The following is a 16,387-nucleotide window of genomic DNA, read 5'->3' on the forward strand; positions in this document are numbered from 1 at the left end:
GAAAGCGTTATTATGATATTATACTTTTAATGAAATTTTAATAGATAAGTGGGTGATTTCATTGTATAAAATCCTAATTGTAGATGATGATTCTAGAGAGCGTATAGGAATTCAAAAACTTATTCTAAAAATGGGCTATAATTTGGAAATTTTACAGGCACAAAATGGAGAAGAAGCCTATCATATTATTCAAAAACAGCCTATAGACATTTTAATAACGGATATAAAAATGCCTTTTTTAAATGGGATTGAATTAATAAAAGAAGTTCAAAAAGTAAATAGAAAGATAGTTTGCATAATATATAGTGCATATGGGGAATTTGAATATGCACAAGATGCTGTTTCACTCGGTGTTATTAAATATCTATTGAAACCAATTTCTTTAACTGAGTTTAAGGATTTAATAGATGATGTAATTCAAATATGTGATTTACAGAAAGAAAACGAAAAAAAAGAGGCACAAACTAATGAAGCTATAACTCGCTTACAACATGTGGAATTAGAAAAAAATATTTTTAATTTTTTAGAGAGAGAGAATAATGTTCCAGAATATAAAAAAAATATATTAGAGGCTCAGCCTCTTTTTAAAGGGAAATATATACCCTTAATTATTAGTAGTCAAGCAGCAGGTTTTTATGAATTTTGGGACACTGTAAAGCAAGAGTTCAAAAGAAATTTTTATGAGGAACCACTATTCATTAATATAGAAGAAAATAAGATTTTGGTCATTTTATTTTATGAAAAAAAAATGAAACAAGAACTATTTATTAATGAAATTTGTAATTGGTTGATTGAAATAGCTGAGAAAAACTTTCAAATTTATTTGTTTATGATCTTAGGTAATTTATTAAAAGGGATTGACAATTTTAAAAATGAAATCCATGAAATGCAAAAGCAACTAGACTATCAATTCTTTGTTACTTCAAGTACTTTTTTATACCGAGATAAAAATATTATTGCTAGTACAGAAAGTGATATGATAGTTCTTTATTTCGAAAATATTTACACGAATATTACGATTAAAAACTATGATGGTATTCATCTAGAATTAAAGCAAATATTTCATTATATTAAAAATAAAAAGGATCTGAATTCTATATATGTTAAATATCTTTTCACTGAAATGGTAAAGCAACTATGTGATGTTGCAGGCTATAATACAAAGTTTACTGAAATCGTTAATAGCATTTATATGACTAAAAATTTAGAAGAAATAGAAAAAATAATTACAAAATTTATCCAGCGTATTAGAAAACAGAATCGTTACACTTCAAAAGAAAACAAAAAGATCATTATGGCTAAAAATATTGTGTTAGAACATTTTTCTGATCATAATTTAAGTTTAAGTTGGATAGCAGAGCAATTAGATGTATCCTCAGGTTATTTAAGTACATTATTTAAGTTGGAAACAGGAGAGAATTTAGTTAAATATATAACAAATGTTAGGATTGAGAAAGCAAAGTATTTATTGAGATGTACTGATCTAAGGATTTCAGATGTGAGTTTACATGTAGGGTATCAAAACCAATCTTACTTTATCTCTTTATTTAGAAATAAAGAAGGAATGAGTCCAGCTCAATTTAGAGAAAGAGAGCAAGCGGATGGATAAAATAACAAGTTGGTTAAGAAATTTGTCTTTTGGTAAAAAATTAAAGCTGTCATATTATTTGGTCATTCTCATTCCAACCATAATGTTTGGTTCTTTGTTTATATACAATTCTGTTACTTATTTAAGCAATCAATTAGTACAAGAAGCAAACAATAAAGTAGATCAAAATATACTTGATATAGAGAGTAAGATGCAGCAATGCCAAATTTCACTGCTTTATACAGTAAACAACTTTACTCTTCAAGATATGTTGCTAAATGATAACTATACTAACTTACAGCTTGTTGAATTGGCGGATAACAATGTCGGACCACTGCTTTATAATATTATCTTATCAAATAAATACATTAAAGGATTAGAGATATATTCCTCCAGAGAATTACCAGTACTTAATGACTTAATCAAAGACTCAGAGGAAGTAGAAGAAACAGATTGGTATAATAAAACAATAGAAAGTAACAGTTTTATTTGGTGGTATGAGGATAATGAATTATTTTTAACTCAAGAAATAATCGAACCAATAACTCAAAAAAGTGCTGGAATAATTAAAATGAAGATAAAATCGGATTTATTTATTAATAGTTTTAAAACCTACTTTCATATACCAATAGAGGTGAATATTGTTGACAATGGAAAAGAGTTTATAGGGTTTTCTACAGAAGATTTTGAACCACAAGAATCATACTATATTGAAAGAAACTTAAAACACAGTGAAAATTGGAAGGTTGAATATCAAGTATCTTCATTTTACTTTTATCCCGATTTGTATAAAAAGATAATCATATGGTTCTTATTGCTACTAATCGGTTTATTAGTAATTGGACTATTTATTAATTTTCTTGCAAAGTCGTTATTAAAAAGGATTTTTGTATTAACTCATCAAATGCAGGAGGCTTGTATGGGGGATTTCAATGTCAAGGTTGACATTTCCCGAAACGATGAAATAGGGATTTTAGCTAATAGTTTTAATATAATGTTATCAAATATTAACTCACTAATTAATAAAGTTTATAAGGCAGAGATTAAACAAAAGGAGCTAGAGTTAAATCTGTTAAAAGCAAAAATTAATCCACATTTCTTATATAATACTTTATCAACGATTAATTGGATTGCAATAGATAATAATCAAGATAAGATTAGCAAAATTACAACCGATTTGTCTTTGTTTTACAGGACCGCTTTAAATGAAGGGAGAGATATTAGTACAATTGAGAATGAAATTAGCAATGCAAAGGCATATATAGAGCTGCAATTAGCTGCAAGAGATAATTCTTTTGATGTTTTTTATGATATAGATCCAGAAACTCTATCTTACAAAACACCTGCCTTCATTCTACAGCCTGTAATTGAAAATGCGATAATTCATGGTATTGATCGACTAAGAAATGAGCGTGGAGAAATTCGTATACATGTAAATATGATTGAAGACATAATTAATTTACATGTAATAGATAATGGGAAAGAGCTGGTAACAAAATATGGTGAAGGCAAAATGGAAAACTTCGGTTCAGGATATGGTCTAAGAAATGTCAATGAGCGAGTAAAAATGCTGTCGGGTGATGAATTTGGTATTCAAATTTTTATTCTTGAATCTGGTACAGATGTATGTATTAGAATAAAAGCTAAATTATAATTTTATACAAAAATGTATTTTAAACGAACTGAGAATACCCTTTCAATTTTATTGGAAGGGTTATTCCCGTGCTTATTTTTACATCTATTTGGTCGGAGAAAGTGAATACGAATATTTCGACTTTTTTAAAACTACTCAAATATTAATTATTGTCTTATAGGAAAAAATTGATATTCTTTATTAAAATTTTTGCATTTCTAGGAAGTTATGTTTGAGTTAACATTAGTATGTAAGCGATAACAGTAAGTAGTGATAGTCTAAACTACTAGTACAAAGATAAGTGGGGGTAATTATGAGGAAAAAATTATTTTGTACACTAACTTTTCTTTTAGCAATGATAGTGGTCATTGGGTGTTCAAATACTGAAAATTCAGTGAAAAACAAAGAACAAGATAGCAACAATGTGATCACGATGCTGGGATGGTATGATGAAGAAAATATGAAAAAAACAATTGATACAATTAATGAAGAGTTAAATGGTGAAATAACACTGGAATATACTTTTGTAAATTTAAAACAATATAACAATGTTTTAAGTACGCAGCTTGCGGCTGGAGAAGGGCCGGATATAATAAGCGATGGAGCATCATTTCCTGCCAGAATAAAGGCGGGGTATCTATTAGATATTACTAAAGAGGAGTATTTACAGGATTTTAATGAATCGGGATTACAATTAACATCAGCCAATAATAAAATTTACGGAATTCCTTCATACGGTTGGTATTCAGGGATGTGGTATAACAAGGATATATTTGATGAGTATAACTTAACACCTCCAGAAACATTCGATGAGTTAATAAAAGTTAGTGATGTTTTATCCGAAAAAGGTATACAACCTTTGGGGTTTGGGCTATCTGACGGAGATACGGTTTGGCATTCATTAGTAGGCTATTTGGAAAATGAATATTATCATAACGGTGGCCCTGGAACAAAATTTGACGAAGAGTTTGCTCTCGGAGAAGAAAAATTAAATGGAAATGTAAATGATTATGTAGAGAACTGGAAGGAATTAATAAATAAAGGCTTTATAAATGAAAAAATGTTAGGTTTGTCTGGAGAACAGGCATTAGCGGATTTTATCTCTGGGAAAACTGCTTTTTTTAATGGTGGTCCGTGGCAATATGAAACCTTAAAAAATGCAGGTCTTAATTTTGGTATGATATCACATTTAGGAAGCAATCCAAATGAAAAATGGTTAGTTGGAGGCCCTGCAGTAAATTTCGGAATTAATAAAAATAGTAAAAATATTGAAAATGCCAAAAAAGTGCTAAAAGTGATTGCATCCGAAAAGGTGCAGCAAACTTTCTTAGAAAGTAATACTGGTGCTTTTAGTTATTTTAAAGGTATAGAACAGGAATTACCCGAAGAATATAGTGCGATTAGTGAGATATTAAGCTCTGGCAGGGTAGGAGTAAATTGGGATAGATGGGGAGTTAATATGCCTGCACAAACTATGATTGATGAAGGTATTAAACAACTTCAGGGGATGATCTCTGGAACGACAGATACTGAATACTTCTTAGAAGCTTTAGATGGAAAAGCGGATTCAATAAGATATAAAGACTAATTTAAAGTACTATGGAGTTAATGACTATTAATTAACTCCTTATAATGAAACATGCAGAAAGAGTGAGTGGAATGAGTGTCTTTAATTTCAAGAAGGGTATTCCTTATATATTGATGCTGCTACCTTTATTGTTAATATTTGTTACTTTTTATATATTACCATTAATTTATTCGTTTTTTTATAGTTTTACAGATTGGAGTAATTACTCTCAAGAAACAACTTTCATAGGCTTAGAGAATTATCAGAAAGTGATTGAAGATAAAATTTTATTACTTGGAATTAAAAACTCTCTCATCTATGCGGTGGTTAATGTGCTGCTGCAAAATCTTATCGCATTGCCTATTGCGGTCATATTAAATTCAAAATTAAAATTCAGGAATGGTTTTCGAGCTATATTCTTTAGTCCTGCAGTTCTGAGTGTATTAGTTGTTGGGTTTTTATGGAGTTATATTTTATCTTCAAGTGATTACGGTCTACTAAATAACTTTCTTGGTTTTTTTGGAGTAGAACCAATTAATTTTCTTGGTAATGAAAAGACGGCATTAGGTGTCATTATTTTAACACAAGTTTGGCAATGGTTCGGATGGGCAATGGTCATTTACTTGGCGAATTTGCAGAGTATTAGTCAAGATTTATATGAAGCAGCAGAAATAGATGGATGCACGAAGTTACAGACATTTTGGTATATAACTGTGCCTCAGTTAGCACCTGCCATTAAGATTAATTTAGTAACAGGTATGATTTCAGGTTTAAAAGTATTTGATATTGTTGTGTCTTTAACAAAAGGTGGTCCAGGATATTCAACAGAAACAATTTTAACTTTAATGTTTTCAAAATTTTCTGAAGGAAACTTAGGGTATGCTGCATCCTTTGGAATGGTATTTTTAGTAGTTAGTCTGTTGTTGTCATTAGTACTATTAAGGTTATTTAAAGTTTGGGAGGGGAAACTCAATTGAATCAATTAGTAAAAAGTAAGATACAATCAATCGTAGTTTTTATCATTATGTGTTTAGTAGCATTGATTGTATTAATCCCCATTTATTATTTAATTGTTACGACTTTTAAGACGTCTACCGAAGCAGCACTCTTCCCAATGAGTTTGCCAGAAAATTTTAATTTCCAGCCATATTATGATGCTTTTATTAAAATGGAATATCCAAGAGCATTTAAAAATACGTTTCTAATCACGTTCTTTTCCGTAGTTGGTGTCGTTATTTGTTCATCAATGGGAGGATATGTATTAAATCGAATGGAACACCTAAAACTAATTCAATTTATTTTTATAATAATTTTATCAGGAATTATGTTTCCCTATCAAATGTCTGTTTTAGGTTTGTTTAAATTGATTCAGGGGCTTCATTTAATGGATACGCTTTCTGCAGTTGTTTTTATCAACATTGCAGTAAATATTCCATTTGCCACATTCCTCTTTAAAAGTTTTGTTTCAACAATACCTATTGAATTAGAGGAAGCTGCAAGGATGGATGGAGCTGGGCTTTTTAGGATTTTTTGGACGATTACCTTCCCATTAATGAAACCGGTTGTGGCAACTGTGGCTATACTTAATACTTTAACAATATGGAATGATTTTATGGGACCGTTATATTTTATTCAATCAAGAGAAAAGAACGTAATCTTACAAGAAGTATACCGTAATGTTGGACAATTTTCTGTCGATTGGACAAGTATGTTTCCGATGATGGTTCTTGCTGTATTACCATTATTATTGTTTTACTTGTTTATGCAAAAATATATTATTGGCGGAGTTATGAATGGGTCGATAAAAGGATAAGGGTAACTTAAAATTTGTTCTTAATGGAGGCGTTGTTGTTATGAAGGAAGAAACTAAACTAAGGCAATGTGAAGGACCTTTTGTTATTGAGTATACTGATAATAACCTAATAAGTTCGATCTCTCATAGAGATGATAATCATCGAATGAATTGGGTAGAAGGCTCACAATGTTGGGGATCTACTATAGTCCCTAACGGAATTGCCAGTGAGGTAACACGAACTCTAACGGAAAAAGGTACTCTTAGAGAAAACTACGTATTTACAAATAAAACAGAATTTGATATTTTCACCAAAGTAGGTGATATTTCAATTTACACAACATTTAATGATGATTATGGATCATCAGATGTATGTATGACGAACAAATGTCATGCACATATTTGGTGTGGCGGAAATGTTAGTTACATAATGGGGCTTAGAATGGGTGGAGAAGGACCACATTTAGGATTAATTTTAACGAAGGGAAGTTTAAAAACTTATAGTGTTGAACGAGATTTATCTTTAATAAGTAATGATCGTGGAGATTTTTTAGTACATCCTGCTCAATTCGTTTTAGCTCCTGGTGAGTCTTATGAAATTGAATGGGAACTATTTTGGCATGAGGGGAAAGAGGACTTTTATAATAAGTTGCGAAAGTTCCCTAATTTTTTACATGTGAAAGCAGAAAATTATACTGTGTTTGAAAATGAAGAGATAAATATTGAGATTCTTTTTCATAATAGCTTGAGTGACAAACAAATAAATATTTCAAGAGATGTAATGTCAATTCCATATACTAGGAAAGAAAACTTAGTGAAGATTCATGAAGTAAATTTAGCTGTTGGAGAGTATAGATATTCAGTGAACATAGACGACATTTATACTGAGGTAGTTATTCTTGTCCTACCTAGGGTCTCTGAGCTCATAAAAAGTAGATGTGAGTTTATCGTTAATAAGCAACAATATCATAATAGTTATAGTCATTTAGACGGTGCTTACTTAATATACGATAATGAAGATCACCATATTTATTATTCCCACTATCATGATCATAATGGTGGAAGAGAAAGATTTGCAATGGGAGTCTTACTTGCCAAATATCTTAGAGATTCTGCAAATGAAAAAATGGAAGAGAGCTTAAAAAAGTATATAGAATATATAAAAAGAGAGCTATACGACCAACAAACCGGAATGGTTTTCAATGACATAAAACAAAATAATGATATTCACCGTTTATATAACTATCCTTGGCTCGCAGTTTTATTTAAAGAGTTATATCTTACATGGAAAGACAAAGATTATTTAAAGGAAATGTCCAAAGTAATATTAGCATACTACAAGCATGGTGGAGCGGATTTTTACCCAATTGAGTTTCCAATCTATGACATGGTGAATTTATTGGAAGATGAGGGGTTGATCGATTATAGAGTCAAAATCTTGCATCATTTCAAAGAACATGTAGATACAATAATTTCTAATGGGCTAAGTTATCCAAAATCAGAAGTCAATTTTGAGCAGACAATCGTTGCGCCCGCTGCAAATCTATTACTCGATATGTACAAATTAACAAATGAAAGAAAATATTTAGATGAAGCAAAAAAACATGTAGACGTATTGGAACTCTTTAATGGTTTACAACCAGATTATCACTTATATGAAACCGCAATCAGGCATTGGGATGGATATTGGTTTGGTAAGAATAGATTGTATGGGGATACATTCCCTCATTATTGGAGTGCTTTAACTGGACGTGTCTATCAAAACTTAGCAGATATAACGAAAGATCAGGAATATTACAGGAAAGCAGAAGCCTCATTTCGCGGTGTGTTAAACCTATTTAATGCAGATGGTAGTGCATCATGTGCCAAGCTTACACCTTTTAAAGTTAATGGAATAAAAGCAGGATTCTATGATCCGTGGGCAAATGACCAGGATTGGGGTTTGTATTTTATGTTCAATTTTATTAATTAATTTTGGACTTAAAAAAACATTGAAATGCTTCAATAGGAGAACATGTTTGAAATAAAGGATGCATTTTACTTTAAATAATTTCTGAAGCAGTGCATTATTTTAGAGTTATTCAAGAATACTGGGAAGATAGAGTAAGAAAGATAAAAGCACTTGGCTGTAATACGATTGAAACGTATGTTGCATGGAGCATGCACGAACCTATAAAAAATGAATATAATTTACTCATTATGTGTGATAGTAAGAAATTTATTAAAATAGCTCAAGAGCTAGATCTTTTCGTAATATTAAGACCAGGACCATATATTTGTTCAGAGTGGGAATTTGGTGGTTACCCGCAGGTAACAATGCAGAATAAATAAATAAATAAATAAATAAATAAATAACTGATTTGGAATTTTATGTTATACTTATATAATGCATAGTTAAATGAAGAAAGTGAACGTATTTTAGAAAAAATTGCTCTTTTAGCATTGTGTCGGTTAACTACTCGGCACTTTCTTATTAAAATATACTTGATAACGAACTTATTAAAATGGAGAGGAAAGGATAAAATGAGCATTCAAAGAAATGAAGACAAGCATTTTACATTTCAAGATTTCTTATCGTGGGATGAAGGTAGGTAGTCGATAAGAGATTTTTGACGGTGTTCCTGTTTTACTTGCTATACCAACGACGAAACACCAAGGGATCGTCTTCTTTTTAACTATAGAGTTTGGAATGGACTTCAAAGGTAAAGAATGCAGAATATTTCCTTCCCCGTTCACAGTTCGGTTTTCTGAAGTAGATGATTATGAAAATGCAGATAACGTATTTGAACCAGATATTTCTATTGTCTGTAATAAGAATCAGCTTGATCAGTATGGATGCAAAGGTGCCCCCAGCCTAGTTGTAGAGGTGTTATCACCTTCCACGAGTAGGAATGACAGAATAAAAAAATATAACGCATATCAATAATTTGGGGTTACCGAGTATTGGATTGTTGATCCTTTGAATGAAACTGTAGAGATATATGCTTTAGATGAAGGAACATATAAACGTTGGAATGCGTATGGTCGGGAAGATGTGATTAAATCGAAGCAATTTGAAAGTTTAGAAATTGTAAGAGAAGAAATGTTTTCATATGGTGAATAACATCAATCAACGGAGTAGGCACTATGCCCGCTCCTTTTTCTATTTGTAGGTTTGAATGAAATGTTAACCTTTGGATTGAAAATTGAAGATTAATAATAGCTTTTTATCTCTTCTAACGATTTTACTATATCAGTCTCCAGAGTTAACAAGTTCATAGGCTAGGAAATGATTACATTATACAAATCTTATAATCGGGAGGAGAGATAGGCTCCCAAGAATTAATTTTTACAAAATATCCCCATTTTCATGTGAAACCAACGCTACTTTTTACTTGTTGCTCCACAGATAGGAATATATGCAGTGTCTAACCCGATAAAACTAGAGTTACGAGGGGTTCACCAATGATGTTCATTCGATTCATAACTTCAGAGAATACCGCTTAACATTATGTTACAATCACTAACGTTCACAATTTTTCAAATCATTCACCCCTTTTCATTTTTTTGTGAAAAAGTATGTATTAATCTTCAAGTCTATAATTCTTATAATAACAACATAGCTGAAAATGCTTTCACGATAAATGGACAGGAGGAAGAAGACATGAGAAATTCTTGGCTTGGTTTAGAAGAAAAAGTGGCAATTGTTACCGGTGGGGCATCTGGAATCGGTTTAAATATCACGAATGAACTAAAAAAGAATGGAACTAAAGTTGTTGTTGCTGATTTAAATGGTGAGGAAGGACAACAACCAGATGGTTCGTATTTTGTGAAGTGTGATGTAACAAAGAAAGAGAGCGTAGATCGAGCAGTAGCGTTAACAGTAGAGTTATTTGGTAAAGTCGACATTCTTGTAAACAACGCTGGTGTCAATTTGCCGAGATTATTGGTTGATGAACGTGGAGAAAGACCAGAATATGAGTTAAGTGAGAAAGATTTTGACTTTATGGTAGCAGTAAACCAAAAGGGACCTTATCTTTTTGCACAATCATCTGCCAAAGAAATGCTAAAGCAAAACAAAGGTGTTATTATTAATGTTTCTTCTGAAGCAGGACAAGAGGGATCTGCTGGACAAAGCTGCTATTCGGCTACTAAAGGAGCAGTCATTGCGTTTACTCGTGCTTGGGCAAAAGAGCTTGGTAAATTTAACATTCGAGTTGTTGCCATTGCACCTGGGATCATTGAAACAACTGGACTTCGCACAGATGCCTATAACGAAGCACTAGCATATACTCGCGGCGTAACAGTAGATGGTCTTTCAACAGACTATAGTAAATCAATCCCTCTTGGACGAGAAGGAAAACTAACGGAAATAGGCGATCTTGTTTCTTACCTCGCTTCTGATCGTGCTAGTTATATTACTGGTACAACGATAAATATCTCAGGTGGGAAGTCCCGAGGGTAAAGAAAGCGTTATTAAGAATAGAGACAGATCATGCCTTATGGATGTCGAAGAAACAGGGAACTCTGTTAGTAACATTCTTTCCCTGTTCACTTCATAAAAATGGCATTCTTTTTAATAAAGAGGTGATGACATGTCTGACCTATTAATGGATGAAAAGGTTTTTAAAATCGTTGAGATAGCTTATAAGCAACCCTACTGCTCCTTGGATTATCTAGCAGAATCACTTGGAGTTAGTACAAGAACCATTCGTAATTATATAAAACAAATAAATGAGGATCTAACCAATGTTGCAACTATAGAAAAAGAAAAGGGCAAGGGATACACGCTGAAAATTGTTGATGAGCAGTCGTTTCAACTACTCCTTGAAGCAAATCGTTTTGAGAATGATTTGCTTGATACTCCAAAACGAAGAATTGCTTTTATTATTGACCGATTAATAAACAGTGAAGAAGCCTATACATTAGATGACCTGGCTTTTGAGATGAATATTGGAAGAACGACACTTGTAAATGAGTTGAAAAAAGCGTCTGTCTCTTTGGAAACCTATAACTTAAAGGTTCAAGGAAAACAAAATATAGGGATGACTTTAAGTGGGAAAGAGCTAGATCTAAGGCTATTCATTTTAGATAATCTGTTTGATGTATTGTACAAATCGTACCCTCTTGATGAAGATATTTCAGAGGAGCTAGTTAAAATCTTTCATAAGCATGATTTGGAATCGACAACGCAAACGAAGCTAATGGAATTTATCATCATTATGTTAGATCGGCTATTGAAAGATCATCCAATCGATGAGATACAAAATAAACATAAACAGCTATTAAACACTCATGATTATCAAATTGCCCAGGAAATTGTTAAAACGCTAGAAAGTCAGTTGCCAATAAAAATTCCTGAACCGGAGTTATTGTTTATCACCATTCCTATTGCAGGGAGACGAACACCTACTAATAATCGAACAATGGCCGACATCACCATTACAGATGATGTGAAAAAACTACTTGAACAAATTGTTGAGCAGTTAGGATTTCATAAAGAAATTATTAACGAGAATGAACAGCTTTTCGTAGATCTACAATATCATCTCACATTTATGCTTAACCGTTTGCTATTTGGATTACGATTAAAAAATCCATTACTAGTTGATGTAAAAAGAAAGTATCCTGTGGCATATAAGATGGCTGAAATGGCTGGTCAAGTGATTGAAAGTAAATTTGATGTGAAGGTAAGTGAAGATGAACTAGGGTACTTAGCCTTTTATTTTGGAGTCTTCATTACCCAGAGCGATGCTAAGGTAAAGCGATTTCAAAAAGTTGCTGTCGTGTGTGGAACGGGAAGAGGTACGGCAAAATTAATTGCCATACAGTTGGAGCGAATTCTTAATAAAGAGGCAACAATTGATCTGTATTCAGATATGGATGTGCAAGAGGAAGTTTTAAACGGGTATGATCTTATTTTTTCTACTGTGAAACTACCTTATGAAACAACAACACCATTCATCATGATTAATGAAATATTTGATGAAAAAAATGTGAAAAGGGAGATCGAGAAGACTCTCTACAAGCGAAAAATAAAGGTGAAGAATGAAAAGGTCAATTTATCCGTTGTTGCAGAGCTGGTTACTGAGGAGAAATACTTTATTTTAGATCGTTCAAAAGATTATCACGAAAATGTAAGGAATATGGTTGATTCACTCGTGGAAAACGGGTATTTGGATCATGGCTTTAAGGATAGGTTGAAGGAAAGAGAAAGCAAGGGCTCAATGGTTTTTGATAATTATATTGCTTTGCCGCATACTTTTAATCAACGTTCAGATCAAATTGAACTTGCGCTTGGCATATTCCCAGAAACAGTCAAAGCAGATGGGAAGGATTTGAAGCTGGTTTTCTTATTGGGATTGCCGGAACAGCAAACAGATCATAGTGAATACTTAATTGTGAAAATCTATGATGAAATTATCCGTATAGCGAATGATAAGCAATTAATAGAAAAATTGTCTACATCAAAGACATATCGTGAAATCATACATTTTCTTGAAAGTGGGCTTTAATCTATGGTTGGAGTTTATCAGTGAAGGGCAATCATGCTGAGGGTTATGCTTTTCATTATGTTGCCAACTCCGCACCAAAATAACATCAAAGAAAAGGGGTGAAGAGATGATTTTATATTTAATCCTATTAATAGGTGCAGCATGGCTTGTTCAGAGTATACTCGGCTTTTTGCAGATCCGGCATTTTAATCGAAAATATGCAGAGATGAGATCATTAGGAAGAGTGGCCATTGGTAAAAAGACTGGGATGTTTCGTGCAGGCACTGTTGTTATGTTTTGCATAGATAAACGCAATAAAATCGTAAAGGCAGCAAAGATGCAAGGGGTTACAGTGTTCTCTCGTGTGAGGGATCTTAAAGGCTTCGAAGGAAAGTATTTATTAAAAATTTCAGAAGCAGATTTTAATGGTGTTGATAAGTTAACGAGATTAGCGATAGCTGATGCCTTAAGAAGCTATGACATTATCTCCAAAGGCGGAGAACTGAGAGTTAAAAAAGGTTTGATTGATTATTTGATTCCTAGCAAGAAATAAGAAAAGGGTGAAATGATGGATATCATTATTAAAGGTGCAGAAAAGTTTATGGATTTGTTCCGCCATGGCGGAGAGGTATTTATCGATCTTGTGACAGATATTGTTCCATTATTAATTATGTTATTAGTTGCAATGAATGCGATTATTCGTCTAGTTGGTGAAGAAAGAGTAGAAAAAATTGCGAAAAAATCAGGGAAAAATCCGTTTACGAGATATTTCGTATTGCCGGTCATTGGTACATTTGTTTTTGCAAATCCAATGACACTATCACTTGGAAGATTTTTACCTGAAAAATACAAACCAAGCTACTATGCAGCAGCATCATACTCATGCCATACACATAATGGATTGTTTCCACACGTAAACCCAGGTGAATTATTTGTATTCCTTGGCATTGCGGCGGGTATTACAACGTTAGGTCACGATACAACAGAATTAGCCCTCCGCTATTTCCTTGTTGGTATTGCAACAAACTTTTTACGAGGCTGGGTTACCGATTTAACGACAGCATATGTTGCAAAACAGCAAAAAGTAAAATTAAAAGATACAGTTCAATTATAGGTGGTGGAAATGATGACTACATTTCATTCAATAAAAGTTTCAAAAGGATCTGGTGGTTTTGGTGGTCCATTAGTGATAACACCAACAGCAGAAAAAAACAAAGTAGTTTATATTACAGGTGGACAAAGACCTGACATTGCAGACAAAATTGCTGAGTTAACTGGTTGCGAACTAGTTGATGGTTTTAAGACATCTGTTCCAGAAAATGAAATGGCATGTGTGATCATCGATTGTGGCGGAACATTACGTTGTGGTTTATATCCGCAAAAAAGAATCCCTACTATTAATATCATGCCTACAGGACAAAGTGGCCCATTGGCAAAACATATTACAGAGGATATCTATGTTTCAGGTGTTAAGGTTGAGAACATTCAGTTAAGTGATGCAGCAGCTTCAAAAGAAGCAACTCCTGCTGAAACAGCTGTGAAGGAAGAGGAAAAACAAGAAGGCAAATATAGTACGAAAAAGAAAATTAGTGAACAAACAGCACCAAAAGGATTGTTAGCTCGAGTAGGAATGGCATTGGGCTCTGTTACAAGCATATTCTACCAAGCGGGCCGTGAAGCAATTGATACAGTAATTAAAACCATTCTTCCATTTATGGCCTTTGTTGCGCTTTTAATCGGTGTCATTCTTGAATCTGGCATTGGTGATCTTTTTGCAAAGATTTTATCACCATTTGCTGGTAATGTTTGGGGACTAATGGTGATCGCGTTAGTATGTTCATTCCCGCTCTTATCACCATTTTTAGGGCCTGGAGCTGTTATTGCGCAGGTAGTTGGAACATTAATCGGTGTTGAAATTGGAAAAGGAAATATTCCAGTTAATTTAGCGTTGCCAGCGCTATTTGCAATTAATGCTCAAGCTGCAGCTGACTTTGTACCAGTAGGGCTAGGTCTTGCAGAAGCTGAGGTTGAAACAGTAGAAGTAGGAGTTCCATCTGTACTTTATTCAAGGTTCTTGACCGGAGCGCCCACCGTCTTTATTGCTTGGCTAGCAAGCTTCGGAATGTATGATAGTTAAGTTTAAAAAAAATCTTGATTCACAATGTAAGTAAAGGAGATTTACCTAATGCAAACAAAATACAAAACACAAATTAATAAAATTGGACCATCAATAGAGGATTTTCTTGGCGAAAAAATGCTCATTCTATTTGGAGAAAATGCTCCAGCTGAATTAGCAGAATACTGCTTATTAATTGATGTTAATCATGTTGAAGATGATCTTTCACCAGGAGATACTCTTCAGCTTGGGGAACATGAATATAAAATAACGTCTGTAGGGGATGCGGTAAAGAAAAATTTATCGTCTCTTGGACACATCACCTTAAAATTTGATGGGTCTGCAGCACCTGAGCTACCTGGAACATTGTATTTAGAAGATAGTGAGATTGTTTTACCGAAAACCGGGGACTTCATTCAAGTAGTGGCAAAATAAACAAGAAACGATTCGCTTAACTTAGGTAAACCTTATGTAAGTAAGGAATAGCAAGAGAGTTAAGCGGTCGTTTTTTCTTATAAGAGGAGAGGGGATATATGAATTTAGTTATTGATTCTGCAAATGTCGAAGCTATTAAGAATTTAAATGAGTTTTTACCAATTGACGGAGTTACGACAAATCCAAGTATTATTGTGAAAGAAAAAGGGGATTTTCTGCCACTTTTAAAAGAAATAAGAAATATTATTGGTGAGGAAAAGGAGTTATTTGTCCAAACGATTTCTAAGAAAGCAGAGGAAATTGTAGAGGAAGCACGTTATATTTGCACCACGATAACAGGAAGTATTCTAGTTAAGGTTCCAGTAACATTGGAGGGAATCAAGGCTATAAAAATGCTGCAAGAAGAAGGGATACGAACGTTAGCTACAACAGTTTATACTCCAATGAGTGCCTTAATGGCTGCAAAAGCAGGTGCTGAATATGTTGCACCTTATGTCAACCGAATTGATAATTTAACAGGTAATGGTACACAAGTAGTTTCTGACATCGTAGATATTTTTTCATCCCAGAACCTTCCTTGTAAAGTGCTGGCAGCGAGCTTTAAAAATGTCCAACAAATTCAAGATGTATTTTTATCTGGTGCCCACGGTGTTACAGCTCCACCAGATTTAATGAAGGAAATATTTCATCATCCATCAGTGGAGAGGGATGTAGAAAAATTCAGAGAAGAGTGGTTGAATCAATATGGGGTAGGTAGCAATAGTTTGATGTCAACAAAATAAA

The 16,387-nt window shown here is 33.1% G+C and carries 14 protein-coding genes and 1 pseudogene; all 15 read left to right on the top strand.

What is annotated here, in order from left to right; genetic code table 11:
• Positions 1-61: 61 nt before the first annotated feature.
• The 15 genes and pseudogenes from ACSVDH_RS07090 to ACSVDH_RS07160 all read left to right on the top strand — a co-directional run bounded on the left by ACSVDH_RS07090 (position 62) and on the right by ACSVDH_RS07160 (position 16,386).
• Entirely contained in the window at positions 62-1,609 is a 1,548-nt protein-coding gene (locus ACSVDH_RS07090) for a response regulator transcription factor (protein WP_439249029.1), read from the top strand.
• Positions 1,602-3,242, top strand: a complete 1,641-nt coding sequence (locus ACSVDH_RS07095) for a sensor histidine kinase (protein WP_439249030.1) — start codon at positions 1,602-1,604, stop codon at positions 3,240-3,242. Before ACSVDH_RS07090 ends, ACSVDH_RS07095 begins: the two co-directional genes overlap by 8 nt.
• 292 nt (positions 3,243-3,534) lie before the next feature.
• The gene (locus tag ACSVDH_RS07100; RefSeq protein ID WP_439249031.1) at positions 3,535-4,809 is read left to right on the top strand and encodes an ABC transporter substrate-binding protein; all 1,275 of its coding nucleotides are present in this window, start codon (positions 3,535-3,537) and stop codon (positions 4,807-4,809) included.
• Between the two features lie 71 nt (positions 4,810-4,880).
• Entirely contained in the window at positions 4,881-5,765 is an 885-nt protein-coding gene (locus tag ACSVDH_RS07105; RefSeq protein WP_439249032.1) for a carbohydrate ABC transporter permease, read from the top strand.
• Complete coding sequence (locus tag ACSVDH_RS07110) at positions 5,762-6,601, top strand: carbohydrate ABC transporter permease (protein WP_439249033.1); 840 nt, start codon at positions 5,762-5,764, stop codon at positions 6,599-6,601. The genes ACSVDH_RS07105 and ACSVDH_RS07110 overlap by 4 nt, the downstream gene beginning before the upstream one ends.
• A gap of 40 nt (positions 6,602-6,641) precedes the next feature.
• Complete coding sequence (locus tag ACSVDH_RS07115) at positions 6,642-8,552, top strand: glycoside hydrolase family protein (RefSeq protein WP_439249034.1); 1,911 nt, start codon at positions 6,642-6,644, stop codon at positions 8,550-8,552.
• A gap of 89 nt (positions 8,553-8,641) precedes the next feature.
• Positions 8,642-8,911 (top strand): beta-galactosidase, encoded by a 270-nt coding sequence (locus ACSVDH_RS07120; RefSeq protein WP_439249035.1) that lies wholly within the window; start codon positions 8,642-8,644, stop codon positions 8,909-8,911.
• 274 nt (positions 8,912-9,185) lie between these two features.
• Positions 9,186-9,683 (top strand): annotated as a pseudogene (locus tag ACSVDH_RS07125) (Uma2 family endonuclease).
• 540 nt (positions 9,684-10,223) lie between these two features.
• Complete coding sequence (locus tag ACSVDH_RS07130; RefSeq protein ID WP_439249036.1) at positions 10,224-11,024, top strand: SDR family oxidoreductase; 801 nt, start codon at positions 10,224-10,226, stop codon at positions 11,022-11,024.
• Between the two features lie 130 nt (positions 11,025-11,154).
• Positions 11,155-13,074, top strand: a complete 1,920-nt coding sequence (locus tag ACSVDH_RS07135; protein WP_439249037.1) for a BglG family transcription antiterminator — start codon at positions 11,155-11,157, stop codon at positions 13,072-13,074.
• A 106-nt stretch (positions 13,075-13,180) separates the two neighbouring features.
• Positions 13,181-13,606, top strand: coding sequence for a transcriptional regulator GutM (locus ACSVDH_RS07140; RefSeq protein WP_439249038.1), 426 nt, complete (start codon positions 13,181-13,183; stop codon positions 13,604-13,606).
• Between the two features lie 15 nt (positions 13,607-13,621).
• The gene (gene srlA / locus ACSVDH_RS07145) at positions 13,622-14,167 is read left to right on the top strand and encodes a PTS glucitol/sorbitol transporter subunit IIC (RefSeq protein ID WP_439249039.1); all 546 of its coding nucleotides are present in this window, start codon (positions 13,622-13,624) and stop codon (positions 14,165-14,167) included.
• A 12-nt stretch (positions 14,168-14,179) separates the two neighbouring features.
• Entirely contained in the window at positions 14,180-15,190 is a 1,011-nt protein-coding gene (gene srlE, locus ACSVDH_RS07150; protein ID WP_439249040.1) for a PTS glucitol/sorbitol transporter subunit IIB, read from the top strand.
• Positions 15,191-15,238: 48 nt separating this feature from the next.
• Complete coding sequence (locus ACSVDH_RS07155; RefSeq protein ID WP_439249041.1) at positions 15,239-15,604, top strand: PTS glucitol/sorbitol transporter subunit IIA; 366 nt, start codon at positions 15,239-15,241, stop codon at positions 15,602-15,604.
• A gap of 98 nt (positions 15,605-15,702) precedes the next feature.
• Positions 15,703-16,386, top strand: coding sequence for a fructose-6-phosphate aldolase (locus tag ACSVDH_RS07160; protein ID WP_439249042.1), 684 nt, complete (start codon positions 15,703-15,705; stop codon positions 16,384-16,386).
• Position 16,387: the final 1 nt, after the last annotated feature.

The sequence above is a fragment of the Metabacillus sp. Hm71 genome (genome assembly GCF_051842955.2).
Taxonomy (GTDB): Bacteria; Bacillota; Bacilli; order Bacillales; family Bacillaceae; genus Metabacillus.

Coding starts and splice junctions, on each gene's coding strand:
- ACSVDH_RS07130 (WP_439249036.1), top strand. CDS start 10,224: ATGAGAAATTCTTGGCTTGGTTTAGAAGAAAAAGTGGCAATTGTTACC.
- ACSVDH_RS07140 (WP_439249038.1), top strand. CDS start 13,181: ATGATTTTATATTTAATCCTATTAATAGGTGCAGCATGGCTTGTTCAG.
- ACSVDH_RS07135 (WP_439249037.1), top strand. CDS start 11,155: ATGTCTGACCTATTAATGGATGAAAAGGTTTTTAAAATCGTTGAGATA.
- ACSVDH_RS07095 (WP_439249030.1), top strand. CDS start 1,602: ATGGATAAAATAACAAGTTGGTTAAGAAATTTGTCTTTTGGTAAAAAA.
- ACSVDH_RS07155 (WP_439249041.1), top strand. CDS start 15,239: ATGCAAACAAAATACAAAACACAAATTAATAAAATTGGACCATCAATA.
- ACSVDH_RS07100 (WP_439249031.1), top strand. CDS start 3,535: ATGAGGAAAAAATTATTTTGTACACTAACTTTTCTTTTAGCAATGATA.
- srlA (WP_439249039.1), top strand. CDS start 13,622: ATGGATATCATTATTAAAGGTGCAGAAAAGTTTATGGATTTGTTCCGC.
- srlE (WP_439249040.1), top strand. CDS start 14,180: ATGACTACATTTCATTCAATAAAAGTTTCAAAAGGATCTGGTGGTTTT.
- ACSVDH_RS07160 (WP_439249042.1), top strand. CDS start 15,703: ATGAATTTAGTTATTGATTCTGCAAATGTCGAAGCTATTAAGAATTTA.
- ACSVDH_RS07115 (WP_439249034.1), top strand. CDS start 6,642: ATGAAGGAAGAAACTAAACTAAGGCAATGTGAAGGACCTTTTGTTATT.
- ACSVDH_RS07105 (WP_439249032.1), top strand. CDS start 4,881: ATGAGTGTCTTTAATTTCAAGAAGGGTATTCCTTATATATTGATGCTG.